Annotated in this window: 16 protein-coding genes, 2 tRNA genes and 1 riboswitch; of the genes, 10 read left to right on the forward strand and 8 right to left on the reverse strand. The window is 39.6% G+C overall.

Annotation, left to right across the window (positions count from 1 at the left end; all coding sequences use genetic code 11):
* Positions 1-69: 69 nt before the first annotated feature.
* From L4F92_RS03545 to metK, 4 genes are all read left to right on the forward strand, one after another.
* Positions 70-2,022 (forward strand): LTA synthase family protein, encoded by a 1,953-nt coding sequence (locus tag L4F92_RS03545; protein ID WP_250364226.1) that lies wholly within the window; start codon positions 70-72, stop codon positions 2,020-2,022.
* A 147-nt stretch (positions 2,023-2,169) separates the two neighbouring features.
* Positions 2,170-3,072, forward strand: a complete 903-nt coding sequence (corC, locus tag L4F92_RS03550) for a CNNM family magnesium/cobalt transport protein CorC (protein WP_250350758.1) — start codon at positions 2,170-2,172, stop codon at positions 3,070-3,072.
* Entirely contained in the window at positions 3,069-4,607 is a 1,539-nt protein-coding gene (lnt, locus tag L4F92_RS03555) for an apolipoprotein N-acyltransferase (protein WP_250364227.1), read from the forward strand. The genes corC and lnt overlap by 4 nt, the downstream gene beginning before the upstream one ends.
* Before the next feature lie 135 nt (positions 4,608-4,742).
* On the forward strand, positions 4,743-5,897 hold the full coding sequence (gene metK / locus L4F92_RS03560; protein WP_250364228.1) for a methionine adenosyltransferase: 1,155 nt from the start codon (positions 4,743-4,745) through the stop codon (positions 5,895-5,897).
* 429 nt (positions 5,898-6,326) lie between these two features.
* Here metK and L4F92_RS03565 read toward each other — a convergent pair.
* The 3 genes from L4F92_RS03565 to dnaQ form a co-directional block, all read right to left on the reverse strand.
* Positions 6,327-6,403, reverse strand: a tRNA-Asp gene (locus L4F92_RS03565).
* A gap of 18 nt (positions 6,404-6,421) precedes the next feature.
* Positions 6,422-6,498 (reverse strand) — tRNA-Asp (locus tag L4F92_RS03570).
* A gap of 87 nt (positions 6,499-6,585) precedes the next feature.
* On the reverse strand, positions 6,586-7,353 hold the full coding sequence (dnaQ, locus tag L4F92_RS03575) for a DNA polymerase III subunit epsilon (RefSeq protein ID WP_250350755.1): 768 nt from the start codon (positions 7,351-7,353) through the stop codon (positions 6,586-6,588).
* Between the two features lie 80 nt (positions 7,354-7,433).
* Here dnaQ and rnhA point away from each other — a divergent pair, with 80 nt between their 5' ends.
* On the forward strand, positions 7,434-7,895 hold the full coding sequence (rnhA, locus tag L4F92_RS03580) for a ribonuclease HI (protein WP_250364229.1): 462 nt from the start codon (positions 7,434-7,436) through the stop codon (positions 7,893-7,895).
* A gap of 52 nt (positions 7,896-7,947) precedes the next feature.
* Here the strand turns inward: rnhA and manA are convergent, their stop codons facing one another.
* The 5 genes from manA to manX form a co-directional block, all read right to left on the reverse strand.
* Positions 7,948-9,156, reverse strand: a complete 1,209-nt coding sequence (manA, locus tag L4F92_RS03585; RefSeq protein WP_250364230.1) for a mannose-6-phosphate isomerase, class I — start codon at positions 9,154-9,156, stop codon at positions 7,948-7,950.
* A gap of 2 nt (positions 9,157-9,158) precedes the next feature.
* Positions 9,159-9,701, reverse strand: a complete 543-nt coding sequence (locus tag L4F92_RS03590; protein ID WP_250364231.1) for a YobD family protein — start codon at positions 9,699-9,701, stop codon at positions 9,159-9,161.
* Positions 9,702-9,795: 94 nt separating this feature from the next.
* Positions 9,796-10,632, reverse strand: a complete 837-nt coding sequence (locus L4F92_RS03595; protein ID WP_250364232.1) for a PTS mannose transporter subunit IID — start codon at positions 10,630-10,632, stop codon at positions 9,796-9,798.
* A gap of 13 nt (positions 10,633-10,645) precedes the next feature.
* Positions 10,646-11,449: a PTS mannose/fructose/sorbose transporter subunit IIC gene (locus L4F92_RS03600; protein WP_250364233.1), complete on the reverse strand. Its 804-nt coding sequence runs from the start codon at positions 11,447-11,449 to the stop codon at positions 10,646-10,648.
* A 12-nt stretch (positions 11,450-11,461) separates the two neighbouring features.
* Positions 11,462-12,445: a PTS mannose transporter subunit IIAB gene (gene manX, locus L4F92_RS03605; RefSeq protein ID WP_250364234.1), complete on the reverse strand. Its 984-nt coding sequence runs from the start codon at positions 12,443-12,445 to the stop codon at positions 11,462-11,464.
* 395 nt (positions 12,446-12,840) lie between these two features.
* Between manX and L4F92_RS03610 the strand changes: the two genes are divergently transcribed.
* The 5 genes from L4F92_RS03610 to L4F92_RS03630 are packed head-to-tail and all read left to right on the forward strand — an operon-like array spanning position 12,841 to position 15,909.
* Positions 12,841-14,055, forward strand: coding sequence for a type II secretion system F family protein (locus L4F92_RS03610; protein ID WP_442778762.1), 1,215 nt, complete (start codon positions 12,841-12,843; stop codon positions 14,053-14,055).
* Positions 14,052-14,741, forward strand: coding sequence for a prepilin peptidase (locus L4F92_RS03615; RefSeq protein ID WP_250364236.1), 690 nt, complete (start codon positions 14,052-14,054; stop codon positions 14,739-14,741). The genes L4F92_RS03610 and L4F92_RS03615 overlap by 4 nt, the downstream gene beginning before the upstream one ends.
* A 47-nt stretch (positions 14,742-14,788) precedes the next feature.
* Complete coding sequence (gene coaE / locus L4F92_RS03620; protein WP_250364237.1) at positions 14,789-15,418, forward strand: dephospho-CoA kinase; 630 nt, start codon at positions 14,789-14,791, stop codon at positions 15,416-15,418.
* Positions 15,411-15,614 (forward strand): DNA gyrase inhibitor YacG, encoded by a 204-nt coding sequence (gene yacG, locus L4F92_RS03625; RefSeq protein ID WP_250350745.1) that lies wholly within the window; start codon positions 15,411-15,413, stop codon positions 15,612-15,614. The genes coaE and yacG overlap by 8 nt, the downstream gene beginning before the upstream one ends.
* A gap of 28 nt (positions 15,615-15,642) precedes the next feature.
* Positions 15,643-15,909, forward strand: coding sequence for a GNAT family N-acetyltransferase (locus L4F92_RS03630; protein WP_250364238.1), 267 nt, complete (start codon positions 15,643-15,645; stop codon positions 15,907-15,909).
* A gap of 264 nt (positions 15,910-16,173) precedes the next feature.
* Positions 16,174-16,288, forward strand: a riboswitch (glycine riboswitch).
* Positions 16,289-16,345 lie beyond the last annotated feature (57 nt).

Genomic DNA, 16,345 nt, shown 5'->3' on the forward strand with positions numbered 1-16,345 from the left:
GAAATTACAAGAACTTTCTGGATTATTGCTATTCTAACAAGCACATACTTTTTCTTTTTAAGGGCTATTATGAACAGTCTTAAAAAACGGCTTAGTGCATTTTTTCCCATTTTTATTTTTTTCTGTATTAATCTCATTATCTTATCTATTAGCCGAGTCGCTCTTGGGATATGGCAAGCCGATCGAATTTCTGCCGTTAATGGCTGGTTTTCGTTATTCTTACAAGGCATTAGGATTGATGTTGCAAGTCTATGCTGGTTATTTTCTCTTCCTATTTTGCTTACTTGTTTTTTTGCTGGCAACGGTTTGATTGGGCGAGTAGTAAACGGATTTGTGCGTTTATGGCTTGTGCTAAGTAGCGTGTTTATTATTTTTATGGAAATTGTTACGCCAGCTTTTATTGAAACCTATGATTTTCGTCCAAATCGTTTGTTTGTGGAATATTTAGTTCATCCGAAAGAAGTGTTTACAATGCTGGCAAATGGGCATTTTGTGGTGTTAATTTTAACGCTAATTTTGACCGCACTTTTTGCTTATAGCTTTTGGCGTTTGTCTGTGAATTTATGGAAAAATTTATCTTATCCTAAATGGTATTGGCGTCCTGTCGTTTTCTTGCTTATTGGGGCAATGACCTTTATCGGGGCAAGATCGAGCTTTCAGCACCGCGGTATTAACCCAGCAATGGTAGCATTTTCTTCCGATCCTTTGGTGAATTCTTTGGTATTGAATTCCAGTTATTCCGTGCTATTTGCCGTTCAACAAATGAAAGATGAAGATCATTCTTCAGAAATTTACGGCAAAATGCCGTTAGATGAAGTTGTGGCAATCCTTAAACAGGCGAGAGGACGACCAGCAAGTGACTATATTTCTGATATTTTGCCAACAATGACACACAATGTGGCAAGTTATCAAGGTAAAGCAAAAAATTTAGTCATTATTTTGGAAGAAAGCTTTGGGGCGCAATTTGTCCAAACCTTAGGGGGTAAACCTCTTTCCCCTTATTTTGATGAATTGGCGAAAGAAGGCTGGCTATTTGAGAATCTTTATGCCACAGGGACACGTTCTGTGCGTGGTATTGAAGCAATAACGGCAGGTTTCACGCCAACCCCCGCGCGCTCGGTGGTGAAATTATCAGGTTCACAAACTAATTTCTTTACCATTGCGGATTTTCTTAAGAAACAAGGCTATCACACCTCTTTCATCTATGGTGGAGAAAAACATTTCGACAATATGGCGAGCTTTTTCTATGGTAATGGTTTTGAAACTATTATTGATGAAAAAGATTATAAACACCCCCACTTTACTGCGACTTGGGGGGTAAGCGATGAAGATCTTTTTGCCAAAGCCAATGAACAATTTACCCGATGGCAAGAAAGCGGAAAGCCATTTTTCAGCCTTGTGTTTAGTTCCAGCAATCACGATCCTTTTGAATTTCCAGATGGCAAAATTGAACTTTATGAGCAACCAAAACAAACCCGTAACAATGCGGCGAAATATGCTGATTATGCGTTGGGTTATTTTTTCCAATTAGCGAAAAAATCTAATTATTGGCAAGATACCGTGTTTTTAGTGATTGCAGATCACGATTCGAGGGTAAATGGTAGTGCCTTAGTGCCAATCAAGCATTTTCATATTCCTGCTCTAATTTTAGGGGAGGGGATTACACCGCGCCGTGATAACCGTTTAGTGAGCCAAATTGATATGCCTACTACCTTGCTTTCTTTAATTGGTGCAAGTGGTAATTATCCAATGTTAGGTTATGATTTAACCCAACCGCAAGATCCTAATCGTGCGTTAATGCAATTTGACCGTACAATGGCGTATCGCAAAGGTAACGATGTTGCAATTTTACAGCAAAATCAACCCATTCAAGGTTTTCATTATGATACGCAAGCTGGTAAATTAACCCCTACAGAGATTCCTGAATTAATCAAAAAAGAAGCCTTAGCTTATGCATTATGGGGTAGTTATGCCTATAAACAAAAGCTGTATCGCCCAGAATCTCCTGTAAAAGAGCAATAAACAAAGTGCGGTACTTTTTTGTCGTATTTCATTTTTTTGAGGGTAAGGAAAATCTTCATAATCGCTTGCCCCGTAGTTAAGTTTTGATATGATAGTGCGGACATATTTTGATTAAACCTCCCTCAATTAACGATAAGAGAGAACAAAATGACCGATGATAGCCAAAATACTGGCTTAGAAACCACAAATAAAAAGAATTTTTTGCAATCCCTATTTGGGCGATTTTTCCAAGGTGAGTTGAAAAACCGTGAGGAATTAGTGGAAGTGATCCGTGATTCCGAACAAAATGAATTAATTGATCAAGATACCCGTGAAATGATTGAAGGGGTAATGGAAATCGCTGAATTACGTGTGCGTGATATTATGATCCCGCGTTCGCAAATTGTGTTTATTGAAGCCGATCAGGATCTGGATGCTTGCTTGGAAACCATTATTGAAAGTGCGCATTCACGTTTTCCAGTGATTACCGATGAAAAAGACAATATCGCTGGGATTTTACACGCGAAAGACTTGCTAAAATTTTTGCGTTCTAATGCGGAAGAATTTGATTTACTTTCTCTGCTTCGCCCAGTGGTCATCGTGCCGGAAAGTAAGCGTGTAGATAGAATGTTAAAAGATTTCCGTTCTGAGCGCTTTCATATGGCGATTGTGGTTGATGAATTTGGCGCGGTGTCAGGATTAGTAACTATTGAAGATATTTTAGAGCAAATTGTTGGTGATATTGAAGATGAATTTGATGAAGAAGATGTGGCAGATATTCGTCAGCTTTCTCGTCATACTTACGCTGTGCGTGCATTAACGGATATTGAAGATTTCAACCAGCAATTCCACACGCATTTTACGGATGAAGAAGTGGATACGGTGGGTGGTGTGGTAATGCAAGCCTTCGGTCATTTACCAAAACGGGGGGAAGAGATTACCCTTGAAAACTTACACTTTAAAGTGACTTCCGCAGACAGTCGTCGCATTATTCAGTTGCGTGTTACCGTGCCTGATGAATGTTTGGAAGAAATAGCAACTCACGAAGAAAATTACAATAGCGCGCAATGAAATCACAATTAATTTATCTTATTGCTTTATTATCTGGGGGATTAGGTGTTTTTGCTTTTTCTCCTTTTGATTTTTGGGGCCTCGCCTATCTTTCCCTATTAGGGTTATTATGGGTGGCAAAAACAGCGAAAAAAAGCACCGCACTTTGTGGTGCATTTTTATGGGGCCTGAGCTTTTTTAGCTTTGGCGTGAATTGGCTACACGTGAGCATTCACCAATTTGGAGGCTCACCGTTGTGGCTCAGCTATGTGTTAGTGGTATTGCTGGCGGCGTATCTTGCCTTATTTCCAACACTGTTTGCCTATTTTATTCAACGCTTTAAGGTGAATAATCTCGCACTGTATCCTGTGCTTTGGACATTCACAGAGTTTTTACGCGGTTGGTTATTTACCGGTTTTCCGTGGCTACAATTGGGTTACACACAAATTGACAGTCCATTTTCAGGACTTGCGCCAATTTTTGGTGTACAGGGGCTAACTTTCTTTGTTATGTGGGTAAGTGCGGTGCTTTTTTCACTGATTTCTCACTTATTACAGAAAGATAAAAAATGGTTAATGATTGCTTCACAATCGGTGTTATGTCTGATTATTAGCGGTTTAGCAATGTGGCCATCTTCCGCGAATTATGTGCAGGAAAAGCCAGAGAAAGCCTTAACCATCACCCTTGTGCAAGGGAATATTGAGCAAAACTTGAAGTGGGAACCACATTATCTTAGCCAAACCTTAGGAATTTATGGGCGTCTTATTGCTCAGTATTTAGGTAAAACAGATCTTATCATTTTGCCTGAGGCCGCATTACCAACTTTAGAAAATGATATTCAGCGATTTTTACTTTCCTTACAGCAAGCAACCAAAGATACAGGGACGCAAGTGATGATTGGAACCATTTATCAAGATTGGCAAAAAGGAAAATTATTTAATTCTATCATAAACTTAGGTGATCCTGATTTACCTTATAGCGAGCAAACTCACAACCGCTATAATAAACATCATCTTGTCCCATTTGGTGAATATGTGCCATTGGAAAACCTCTTGCGTCCGCTGGGTTCGGTGTTTAATTTACCGATGTCGGCATTCCAATCAGGGGAAGAAGTACAAAAGCCATTTTTAGCTAAACAACGGAAATTTACCCCAGCAATTTGCTATGAAATTATTTTTGGTTCACAAGTGCAGAAAAATCTGAACGTGGAAACCGATTTCTTGCTGACCATTTCCAATGACGCGTGGTTTGGCAACAGCATCGGTCCTTGGCAACATTTACAAATGGCAAGAATGCGTGCTTTAGAATTGGGGAAACCTGAAATTCGCGCCACCAATACTGGAATCACCGCCTTTATTAATGCGAAAGGTGAGGTGATCGCTCAAGCTCCACAGTTTGTGGAAACCACTTTAACACAACGTATTGCACCAACAGTAGGTAAAACGCCTTATGCTCAATTAGGTGATATGCCTTTGTATTTCTTATGCTTTTTACTAATGCTATTGCGTGGCGTGAACCTATTATTATGGCGAATACTAAAACGAACAGCGGTGTAAATTTAACGGATTTTTTCCTTTGGTAAAAGAAAGTGAGCAAGTGAATTAATGCTTGCTTTCTAAACGAAAAAGCGTATTATAGCCGTCTAGACGCAAAAACATCTAAAATTTAATTTTAATCTTTTAAGGAAAGCTATGTCATCTTATTTATTTACTTCCGAATCAGTGTCAGAAGGGCATCCAGATAAAATTGCTGACCAAATTTCTGATGCGGTATTAGACGAAATTCTCAAACAAGATCCCAAAGCTCGTGTGGCGTGTGAGACCTATGTGAAAACAGGTATGGCACTTGTAGGGGGGGAAATCACCACCTCTGCTTGGGTGGATATTGAAAATCTAACACGCCAAGTAATTTGTGATATTGGTTACAAACATTCTGATATGGGGTTTGATGGCCATTCTTGTGCGGTGTTAAATGCTATTGGAAAACAATCTTCCGACATTAATCAAGGGGTGGATCGTGAAAGCCCATTAGATCAAGGTGCAGGCGACCAAGGTATTATGTTTGGCTATGCCACCAATGAAACTGATGTATTAATGCCGGCAGCGATTACTTATGCACATCGCTTAATGGAACGCCAAGCACAAGTACGTAAAGACGGCACCTTGCCTTGGTTACGTCCAGATGCGAAAAGCCAAGTTACCCTAAAATATGAAAATGATAAAATTGTTGGCATTGATGCCGTGGTGCTTTCAACTCAACACGCGGATAGCGTGAGCCAACAAGACATCTATGATGGTGTAATGGAAGAAATTATTAAACCTGTCCTACCAAGTGAATGGCTTGGCAAAGATACCAAGTATTTCATTAACCCAACAGGGCGTTTTGTAATTGGTGGTCCAATGGGAGATTGTGGGCTAACTGGACGTAAGATCATTGTTGATACCTATGGTGGCGCTGCTCGTCACGGTGGTGGGGCATTTTCGGGCAAAGATCCTTCAAAAGTGGATCGCTCTGCCGCTTATGCCGCACGTTATGTAGCAAAAAATATTGTTGCCGCTGGTTTAGCTGATCGTTGTGAAATTCAGCTTTCTTATGCCATCGGTGTGGCTGAGCCGACTTCCATTATGGTGGAAACCTTTGGCACGGGCAAAGTGAGCAATGCATTATTGGTAAATTTAGTGCGTAAGTTTTTTGATTTACGCCCTTATGGATTAATTAAAATGCTTGATCTCATTCAACCAATCTACCGCCAAACCGCAGCTTATGGGCATTTTGGACGTGAGCAATTCCCTTGGGAAAAAACGGATCGTGCTGAAGAATTGAGAGTTGCTGCAGGCATAAATTAAGATAGTCTGAAAAAGCGCTATTGCAATGATGTGTGATCTGCACCCCAAAAGTTGGACTAAACAACTAACTGATTAAGGTGCAGATTTTTTATGACGAAATATACTTAAAGTTTCAAACAACAAGTGCTTTGGGTCAGATCAGTGTAGTAGTGCTTTTTATTACTTAGGCTGGCTAAAAATAAGCGATAAAAATGTAAATAAGGCAATATGTGAGCTGGCGGAGGGTTTTGTTAAATTTAGTTTATTTTTATTTTCTTAGCAATTTTTTTATGATTGATTTTTGGTCAGTTATTTTTTATTCATTTTATTTATGTATAGATAAAACCTCGTAGCTATTATTTATAGCTATATTTAACCTACTTACTAGGTCTTGATATAAGGGAATATGACTTGAAAATTGAGAAATATTTATTGAGATGGTAAAAAGATTGGCGGAACGGACGGGACTCGAACCCGCGACCCCCTGCGTGACAGGCAGGTATTCTAACCAGCTGAACTACCGCTCCGAATCTAATATGCTAAATTGGCGGAATGGACGGGACTCGAACCCGCGACCCCCTGCGTGACAGGCAGGTATTCTAACCAGCTGAACTACCACTCCGCATTAGCAAGAGGCATAATAATAGTGAACGAAAAGTTCGTCAAGCAATTTTTATGCCTCACTGTTTAACTGATTAATGAATGAGCGTTAATGTAAGGTTTCGTCCTCAGTTCGCTTCATCCATAGGCAATTATCTTTGCTTTTTTTGTTAATCAATTTTAAATAATCTAAATGTGCTTGCTCTTCTGCATCGTCAGGGGTAATCACCGTGAAATCTTGCGAAAAAAGCACCGCACTTTCAATTTGTACCTCTTCCTCAATTTGTTGTATTGGCTCTTCGGTTTCTGCTTCGTCAAACAAACTTGTTTGCCCACCGGTCATAGCTAAATAGACATCGCCCAGGATTTCCGCATCAAGCAACGCCCCGTGTAAGGTACGTTTGCTATTATCAATGTGAAGGCGATCACAAAGGGCATCTAAGCTATTGCGTTTGCCGGGATATTGTTGGCGAGCCATTTGTAAGGTATCGGTAACAGTACAAATATCGCTGGTTTTCACATTGCATTTATGCTTTTGAAATTCATAATCCATAAACCCGACATCGAAGGGCGCGTTATGAATAAGCAATTCAGCCCCTTGGATAAAATCAATAAATTCCTGCGCAATTTCAGAAAAATTTGGTTTATCTGCCAACATCTCATCGGTAATCCCGTGAACTTTAATTGCCTCGGGATCAACGGGGCGATCTGGTTTGATGTATAAATGCAGTTTTCGCCCTGTGTATTTGCGATTGATTAATTCAACCGCACCAATCTCAATAATGCAATGTCCTTCATAGTGCGCACCAAATTGGTTCATCCCCGTAGTTTCGGTATCCAGTACAATTTGACGTTCAGGAAGAAGTGGCGTTGTCATAGTTTTCCTATCTCTTTACTCAATTTTGCGGTATTATCGCCCCATTTGAAAAAAAATTATAGCTAAATTTATTTGAATTTATGTTAAAGCATATTGACGTTTTCACTGATGGTTCGTGTTTAGGCAATCCCGGCAGGGGGGGCATTGGAATTCTATTGCGCTACAAACAGCACGAAAAACAAATTTCAAAAGGTTATTTCAAAACAACAAATAACCGAATGGAACTGCGAGCCGTCATAGCGGCTTTAGCGAGCTTAAAAGAACCTTGTCAGGTAACGCTACATAGTGATAGTCAATATATGAAAAATGGTATGACTAAGTGGATTTTTAATTGGAAAAAAAATAATTGGAAATCTAGCACGGGTAAACCTGTGAAAAATCAAGATTTATGGCTATTGCTCGATAATGAAACACAACGACACCAAATTCATTGGCAGTGGGTGAAAGGACATAGTGGACATCGAGAAAATGAAATTTGTGATCAACTTGCAAAACAAGGTGCAGAAAATCCAACGTTGGAAGATGTGGGCTATGAATCTTAAAAATATAAAGCGGTGAAGGAAAGTTCACCGCTTTTTCTTGATGTAAGGAGCATTATAATTGTGTTGGTAACCTCGCAATCACAGCGTAGCCTTCTTCAATTCCTGTTATTGAATATTCAGAGTCTGCGCTGATAAAGGTGGATTGACCTTGTTTTAAGTGAAGTGCGGTGGAATTTTCGCTAATTTTTAATTCGCCACGCATTACTAATAAAATTTCTGCACTTTGTGAATGTAAACGATGTTGTTCACCTTGTTGATAGCTCACTTGAGTGAGGGCAAAGTCTTTTGCGGGTGTTTGGTAAGTAAAAACTGGCTCATTTTTTGGTGCAATAGGGATAATTTGCGGTATGACTTCTCGGTAGTCAATAATTTTCAACAATTCAGCAATATCAACGTGTTTTGGGGTTAAACCACCACGAATAACATTGTCGGAGCAAGCCATTAATTCAATATTTTGACCGCGTAAATAGGCGTGTGGAATCCCCGCATCTTGGAAAATACCTTCACCTTTTTTTACTTCGACAATATTAAATAAGTAGAAGCAAATCAGTCCTACATCAAGTTTTTCAGGTGGAATTTGCATTGCTTCCATCGTGTAAAGTACCCAATAATCAGGATTATCAAGGCTAAGCTGATGTTGTGCATAAGCCGTTTGATTAGCTTGAATAATCGGATTAAGCCACATAGCGAGTGTTTGTTGCTCTGCTTGCATCAGATCAGCATAAAAATCCGCTAAAGATTGTTGTGCAAGTTTTTCAGCAAGCAGTGCAAGAGATGGGCGAGCTTGTAGTGTTTCGATAATTGCTTGCTTGGTTTTGAAGCCGTGTAAGAGCCAGAAATCGGACAGCGCGATCATCATTTCCGGCTTATGATTATTATCTTTATAAGTTCGCGTTGGATCGTTAAGTGCAATACCGAGGGCATTTTCTTTAGCAAAACCCGCTTCTGCTTGTGCTTTTGTTGGGTGAAGCTGAATCGAAAGGGGCTGTTTTACATCTAAAATTTTGAGTAAATAAGGTAAACTTTGACCAAATTGAGCTTGGCTTGCTACGCCAAGTGCGGTGGGATTTTTGGCTAAAAATGCGTTTAATGGTTGTGATGTGCCATTTTCTTTAATGATTGATGGCGCAGAATTGTGATCTCCTAACCACCATTCTGCGTAATATTCATTTTGTTGCGCTGGAATGCCCAGAAATTCTGGTAAAAATTGCTGTCCGCCCCAAACATAATGTTGAAGCTTGCCGTTTAATGGGTAAAGCATAGTTATTTTCCTTTTTTATTTTGTTTTTCGCTGTGGTGTGCGGTAGATTTTTGTTTTGCTTGCTCTACAGCATTTTGAGCTTGTGAAATGCGTCCGCTATCAGTGAGATATTGCAAAATTTTTTCCACATCTTTAGGATTTTGTGCGGCTAAAGGCACGGCTTTTCCATTTTTTAGCACTAACTGCAAGAAACCATTTTCACCAATATTAATGGTATTAATGTAAGCATATTGCAAATAAAGATTATTTAAGAAAAAGCCTTCTTTTTTCAAAATAAAGACAGGGTAGCGGATAAAGAAATGATAAATCATTAAAATGCCAAACATTACCAATAAAAACATTGTGTAAGGTTCAATGCCTTGTGGTAAGGCTTGATAAATCGCGATACCAACTAGCGCAAGCATAATAATGCCTTCAATTTTTGATTTACGACGTAAACGCACGTTTAAGACCGTTTCTCCAAAGCGTTTTTCCATAAGGAATTGATCGTAGAAAGCATATAAAAAATAAAGAATGATAAAGACTAATAAAGCGGTATTGATCATAACAACGTCCGTATTCTGATTATGTAAAAAATAAACTCTCCACGAAAGTTCGAGGAGAGTTTAATTTTATCATTATTCTGTCTTTAAGTAACGATTAAGCGAGAATACCTGTTGCAGCACCGATGATACCGATGACAAAAATACCCACGATAATCCATAACGCATTGACACGATTGCGTAATAGCCACATACAAGCAAAGGTAAATAGCAATGGCAGTAAACCCGGCATCAAGCTATCAAGGATAGATTGCACGGTGGTAACCTCAATTGTACCATCTTGTTTTTCAATGGTAGAAACCACCAGAGGTACATTAATGCTTGTCCATTTTTGTACCAGCGCCCCCATTATAAAGAGACCGAGAATAGATGCACCTTCGGTCAGTTTTTGCAATAATCCGCCACTCATATCTTGTACAACATCAAGCCCTTTCTTATAGCCATAAACCACACCGTAATAGCGGGTTGCTAAACGTACAAGGTTGAATAAAAAGAAGAATAATAATGGACCAAGAATGCTTCCACTTAGTGCTAAACCTGCGCCGAGTGCAGCAAATACAGGGCGTGCTGTTCCCCAGAAAATCGGATCACCCACACCAGCTAGAGGCCCCATTAGCCCTACTTTAATCCCGTTGATTGCTGCATCATCAATTTCTTTCCCATTGGCTCGCTCTTCTTCCATCGCAATGGTTACACCAAGAACAGGTGCTGCAACAAAGGGTTGAGTATTGAAAAACTCTAAATGGCGTTTGATTGCATCTTTACGTTCTTGTGAATTCGCATCAGGGTATAAGCGTTTAATCACGGGAACCATTGAATAAGCAAAACCGAGCGCTTGCATACGTTCAAAGTTCCAAGAGCCTTGAAAAAGGTTAGAACGCATTACGACTTTATTTAAATCACTTTGGGTTACTTTTTTCATTTCTGTTGTCATTTTTCTTACCCCATTAATCTAATCTGTTATCAAGATCATTGTTACCATTAGAAACCACTTGCACCACTTGTTTACTTTGGTTGTATTTTGGGTGAAGTTGGATATAAAGTGCTGCCATAATTGCACCTAGCACACCTAAGGCAACAAGGTTGAAATTCGTAAAGGCGGCAACCACAAAACCTGCGTAGAAAAATGGCATTAAATGCCCCGCACGCATCATATTAATCACCATTGCATAACCTACCACGGCGATAATTCCACCGGCAATTTTTAGACCTGTTGTAACTACTGGCGGAATCGCATTTAGCATTGATTGTACAGCGTCTGTTCCTGCGGTTAAGGCAACAATCAAGGCTGGAATAGCGATACGCATTGCTTGTAAAATTAAGGCACTGCAATGAATCCAGTCTAAGCGGTTTAAATTACCGTCTTCAATGGATTTATCGGCAGCGTGTTGGAAACCAACAGTGATGGCGCGCACAACATAAGTTAGTACTTGACCTGCGGCAGCAAGTGGGATCGCCAAGGCGATTGCGGTGGTAATTTCTTGACCGCCAACAATCACAAGGATCGTAGAAACGACAGAAGCAAGGGCGGCATCTGGCGCAAGTGCTGCACCAATATTCATCCAACCCAGAGCGAGTAATTCTAACGAACCACCAACGATAATCCCTGTTTTAATATCACCGAGGACTAAACCAACAAGCGTACAAGCAATTAATGGGCGGTGAGTTTGGAATTCATCAAGGATTGATCCCATACCTGAAATACAGGCAACAATAAAGACAAGAATAATTTGTAGTGTTGAAATTTCCATTATAGTCATCCCTTATACAAGATTGTTTTTCTTTAATAAATCCATCATATATTGACGGCTATCATTTGATACTTTGCGCACATCAAGTTCCACACCCATTGCGTCAATGGCTTTGAATGCGTCAATATCTTTATCATCAACGGATACGGCACTGGTAATCATTTTTTTACCATCTTTGTATGCCATACCACCAATATTGATCGATTTCATATCAAATCCTGCTTCAAGCAGTTTTAGCACATCGGTTGGATTAGTAAATAACAGCATCATACGCTCGCCAGCATATTCTGGGTTATTATAAACGCGGATCATTTTTTCTACGCCTACAACGTGTGCTGTTACCCCGGGAGGGGCAACGCTTTTCAGCATTGTGGAACGAACGCTATCTTTTGCTACATCGTCATTGACGACAACAATGCGAGAAACCTTGCTTTCTTTTGTCCAGCGAGTGGCAACTTGACCGTGAATTAATCGGTCATCAATACGCGCAAGCCCAATAACGAGATGTCCCTCTTTATTTGGCGTTACGACTTCTGGTTGGCTTGGTGCTGGTGCGGCTTGAGCAACGGCTTGTGGTGCTTGCTCTGGCTCTTCTTCCACATATCTTAAGGCACGGACACCTGTTCGTCCTGTTTCTAAGGCAATTGCCACCAATTCTTGCAAACTAGGGCCATCATCGCGAGCCATAAAGGTTTCTACCAACATTGGCACGTTTACCCCAGTAACAATATCCATATTGTCTTTTCCTTCTGATACTCGGTTTGCCGCATTAAACGGACTACCACCCCAAGTATCGACAAGGAATAACACTTCATCACAATGCGCAAGGGTTGTGCTGAGTTTTTCCTGATATTTTGCCATAATCGTTTCAGCATTTTCGCCGGGAACAAAATCGATCGTGGCAACATTTTCTTGTTCACCAATCAACATTTCGGTCGTTTTGAGCAGTTGTTCTGCCGCCACGCCGTGTGTTGCGATGATGATCGCAATAGCCATAAGGACTCCTTATACAAGTGGTTATGGTTTAAGTACTATAAAATCAGGCACGCATTCTAAACTAAAATGCTCCAAAATAATGTGATGAAGATCACGGATTTTGCACTGTATTAAATAAAAATTGTGATTCATCTCATCTTTTTTATTATGTGGTTAAAAAACACACTTTTTTTGATGAATTATTTCAAGACTTTTTGGAGTGAAATTTTATAAATTCTTATCTTATTGAATTTTCTCAACAAAAAATGCTTAATAAAGTAGCAGAATATTTTTAATCTGCAAGATGACTATTTATTTTTGCGATCTTGATCGTAAAAATAAAGTGCGGTGGTTTTTTTGTGGATTTTTTGGGATAGGCTAAACATAGCGACTGCGGATAAATGAATGAAGGAATAATGAAACTGTTTAATTGGCAAGCCTATAATTTTTTACAACAAAAACAACAAGGAATGATCGTGGCTGAGAATGTTGAAATGGCACGACAAGCTTTGTTTCAGCGACAGTTGCAAAATATCAAACTGCAGCGCAACTGGCAATTGCCGCGCAAGCCAAAAGCAAATGAGTTATACGAATTGATTAACCAGCTCGCATTATTGCTAAAATCTGCGGTGCCGATGAAGCAAAGTTTGCAGTTATTAGCACAGAATTGTACGGTCATTTCCTTAAATCTTTGGCTTGGGCAATTGATTAATGATCTTGAAAGTGGATTAAGTTTTTCACAAGGGATTGAAAAACAAGGAAAATATTTTTCACAGCAAGAACAGCAACTCATTCAAGTTGGCGAAATGACAGGCAAGCTCGCACAGGTGTGTGAGCAAATCGCCCAACATCGTCAGCGATCTTTAATTTTGCAACGGAAAATCCAAAAAATTTTACTTTACCCAATGCTGGTGCTAGGTATTTCCCTGCTTTTAACGTTGTTACTGCTAATTTTTATCGTGCCACAATTTGCCGAGATGTACGCGAATAATGGTGCCAATTTGCCTGTATTTACCACGTTTTTATTGCATCTTTCAGAAGGACTACAACAACATTTTTGGCAACTAGGTTGTTTGTTTATACTTACTTTGGTCTTTATTCGTTTTCGTTTAAAACGCTCATCAAGGTTAATCAAATGGAAAAATCAATGTCTCAGTAAAATGCCAATTTTAGGCAAGATCACGCAATTAGCGCGCTTGATTCGATTTAGTCAAGCGCTTGCGTTAATGTTGCGTTCCGGTGTGCCGTTAAATGTGGCACTACAATCTTTTTTGCCAAAACGGCAAAGTTGGCAAGTAGAAAAAAATGATGTGGCAGATCAGGTGTTAAATCAAGCCGTAGAAACGGCGTTATATTGGCTTAATCAGGGCTATAAACTTTCTGACAGCGTAGCCAGTGATTTTTTTCCAATGACTGCGCAACAAATGCTAAAAATTGGTGAAGAAAGCGGACAGGTCGCCCAAATGCTACAACATATTGCTGATAAATATCAGCAAGATCTCAATCATCAAGTGGATCTCCTCTCTCAATTGCTTGAACCACTTTTGATGCTGATTATTGGTGGCCTGATCGGGGCTGTTTTATTCGGAATGTATTTACCAATTTTCAATATGGGATCAATGATTCAATGATAGATGTTGCGACATTTTTGTTTGGTGGATTAGTGGGGCTACTGATTTTTATATTTGTTGCTACATTTGCTCAACGATTAAAGCAAAGCGTGTGGCACGATTATTGTACACTTTTTCAACCACAGCAAAAAGAAACACCTATGCCACATTCCTTGTGGCAAAATAAAAAGTGCGGTGGTTTTTTGTATTATATTTTTGCCTTTGCGGGACTATTTGTATTGTGTCGCAAGCTAAATGCTGATCCTTATATCGCATTATGGTGGGCAATTTGGCTCAGTTTTGTTATTTTAATCAGTATTATTGATTGGCTTTACCGATTAATTTCTCCGTTGTTATGTATTTGGCTGTTCTTATGGACCTTGCTAGGCGTACATTGGCAAATTGTATCTGTATCGTTAGCGCAAGGTTTAACAAGTGCGGTGATAATTTTGCTTATTTTTTATGGAATTTGTAGCATAAGTCAAATAATGTTGCATAAAACAATGTTAGGCGAAGGCGATGCTTGGCTTGCCTTTGCGCTTGGAGCGGGAATAGCCTTACCACAATTGCCCCACTTTGTTTTTCTTGCTTCTTTTTATGGGCTTCTTTTTTGTAGCATACAAAAATTACGTAAGCGTGATTATCAACAAATTCCTTTTGCACCTTTTTTAAATCTTTCGGCATTTAGCCTCTTATTGCTTCAGTAAATAAGAGCGCGTATGATTTAAGCAAAATAAGACAAGGGTAGAAAAGAATGAGCTATATTGTTGGCGTAACGGGTGGCATTGGCAGTGGTAAAAGTACCATTGTGGATTTATTTGCCGAGTTAGGGGTAGAAATTATTGATGCAGATATTGTAGCACGAGAGGTTGTGGCGAAAGGCTCTCCGTTACTGGAGAAAATTGCTGAGCATTTTGGCGCGGGAATTTTATTGGATTCGGGGGAATTAAACCGCCAAGCCTTACGCCAAATTGTCTTTGAGTGTCCACAGGAAAAAGTTTGGCTGAACAATTTACTTCACCCAGCAATTCGTCGTGAAATGTTGCATCAGCTCGCTCAAAGTCAATCTCTTTATGTGTTGTGGGTTGTGCCGTTGTTGATCGAAAATGATCTCACTGCATTTTGTGATCGCGTGCTAGTTATTGATGTGTTGCCAGAAACCCAGTTGTTGCGTGCTGCGAAGCGAGATCAAAATAAAATGGTCTTGATTAAAAAGATTATGGCATCACAAGTAAGCCGAGAAAAACGCTTATCTGTTGCAGATGATGTGGTGAATAACGAGCCAGAATTAAGCCAAAATCTGCCTTATTTGAGGCAAAAAGTGTTAGAATTGCACCATCAATATTTACAATTTGCGAAGGAAAAAACAAGAAATAATGCGTGAAGAAATTTTTGAAGTACCTTGTCCAGTGTGTCAAAAAGCCGTACCTTGGACGCCAGAAAGTCAGTATCGTCCTTTTTGTAGCAAGCGTTGCCAGCTTATTGATTTAGGTGAATGGGCAAATGAAGAAAAAGCCATTCCTTGTGAAACAGCGGATTTTGCCACCAATGCGAATTTCGATGAAGATTGGCGTGGCTAGTTAAAAAATATAGCAAATAAGGAAAAAAATGAATATTCAACATCAACAAAATCAACAAGATGGTGAGTTTTTTGTGCTTGATGATCAAGGGCAGAAAGTGGCAAAACTCACTTATTACTTTATTGACACCCATAGCATTAATGCCAATCACACGTATGTATCGGAGCGTTTACGTGGGCAAGGGGTGGCAGATAAACTTTATCAAGCGTTGGTGCAATTTGTGCGAGAACATCAATTAAATTTAGTACCAAGTTGTAGCTATATCGAAAGAAAATGGCTGCGTGAAACCCGTTAATCTCTTACCCCCTCCAAATTTTCACTGGAAATTCATCTATTTTGCGTAGTAATGGTGTGTTATTAAAACAGCATTACTACCATTTTCTATACATTGCTGTCAATTCTCGCAAAAGGATTGAGAAATGAAAATTATCTTGCTAAAATCCACCGCACTTTTTTATAAAAGTATGTTCGGACGAAGGTAGCTGGAGAGTAGGGAATTAACCCTGCACCGACGAGGAAAAATCTTTCAGGTGCTATTAAGTTAGCGAGGACTGTTACTGGACGAACCCTTGGAGAGATCCATTGCATAGGCAAATGGACGCCGAAGGCGCAAAAGAGCGGTGTAAATTTTCATCGTTTTTCAAACGCTCAGGCAAAAGGACAGGGGCAAGAGATTATTTCAGGTGATATAACGCAAGGCTTTGCGTTGTCTTTTTTCTATTCGCCAAACT

This window comes from Avibacterium sp. 21-595, from assembly GCF_023611905.1.
Taxonomy (GTDB): domain Bacteria; phylum Pseudomonadota; class Gammaproteobacteria; order Enterobacterales; family Pasteurellaceae; genus Avibacterium.

What these genes read in the sequence shown, in the direction of transcription:
- L4F92_RS03545 (WP_250364226.1), top strand. Translation starts at nt 70, where the DNA reads ATGAACAGTCTTAAAAAACGGCTTAGTGCATTTTTTCCCATTTTTATT.
- corC (WP_250350758.1), top strand. Translation starts at nt 2,170, where the DNA reads ATGACCGATGATAGCCAAAATACTGGCTTAGAAACCACAAATAAAAAG.
- lnt (WP_250364227.1), top strand. Translation starts at nt 3,069, where the DNA reads ATGAAATCACAATTAATTTATCTTATTGCTTTATTATCTGGGGGATTA.
- metK (WP_250364228.1), top strand. Translation starts at nt 4,743, where the DNA reads ATGTCATCTTATTTATTTACTTCCGAATCAGTGTCAGAAGGGCATCCA.
- dnaQ (WP_250350755.1), bottom strand. Translation starts at nt 7,353, where the DNA reads ATGACAACGCCACTTCTTCCTGAACGTCAAATTGTACTGGATACCGAA.
- rnhA (WP_250364229.1), top strand. Translation starts at nt 7,434, where the DNA reads ATGTTAAAGCATATTGACGTTTTCACTGATGGTTCGTGTTTAGGCAAT.
- manA (WP_250364230.1), bottom strand. Translation starts at nt 9,156, where the DNA reads ATGCTTTACCCATTAAACGGCAAGCTTCAACATTATGTTTGGGGCGGA.
- L4F92_RS03590 (WP_250364231.1), bottom strand. Translation starts at nt 9,701, where the DNA reads ATGATCAATACCGCTTTATTAGTCTTTATCATTCTTTATTTTTTATAT.
- L4F92_RS03595 (WP_250364232.1), bottom strand. Translation starts at nt 10,632, where the DNA reads ATGACAACAGAAATGAAAAAAGTAACCCAAAGTGATTTAAATAAAGTC.
- L4F92_RS03600 (WP_250364233.1), bottom strand. Translation starts at nt 11,449, where the DNA reads ATGGAAATTTCAACACTACAAATTATTCTTGTCTTTATTGTTGCCTGT.
- manX (WP_250364234.1), bottom strand. Translation starts at nt 12,445, where the DNA reads ATGGCTATTGCGATCATCATCGCAACACACGGCGTGGCGGCAGAACAA.
- L4F92_RS03610 (WP_442778762.1), top strand. Translation starts at nt 12,841, where the DNA reads ATGAAACTGTTTAATTGGCAAGCCTATAATTTTTTACAACAAAAACAA.
- L4F92_RS03615 (WP_250364236.1), top strand. Translation starts at nt 14,052, where the DNA reads ATGATAGATGTTGCGACATTTTTGTTTGGTGGATTAGTGGGGCTACTG.
- coaE (WP_250364237.1), top strand. Translation starts at nt 14,789, where the DNA reads ATGAGCTATATTGTTGGCGTAACGGGTGGCATTGGCAGTGGTAAAAGT.
- yacG (WP_250350745.1), top strand. Translation starts at nt 15,411, where the DNA reads ATGCGTGAAGAAATTTTTGAAGTACCTTGTCCAGTGTGTCAAAAAGCC.
- L4F92_RS03630 (WP_250364238.1), top strand. Translation starts at nt 15,643, where the DNA reads ATGAATATTCAACATCAACAAAATCAACAAGATGGTGAGTTTTTTGTG.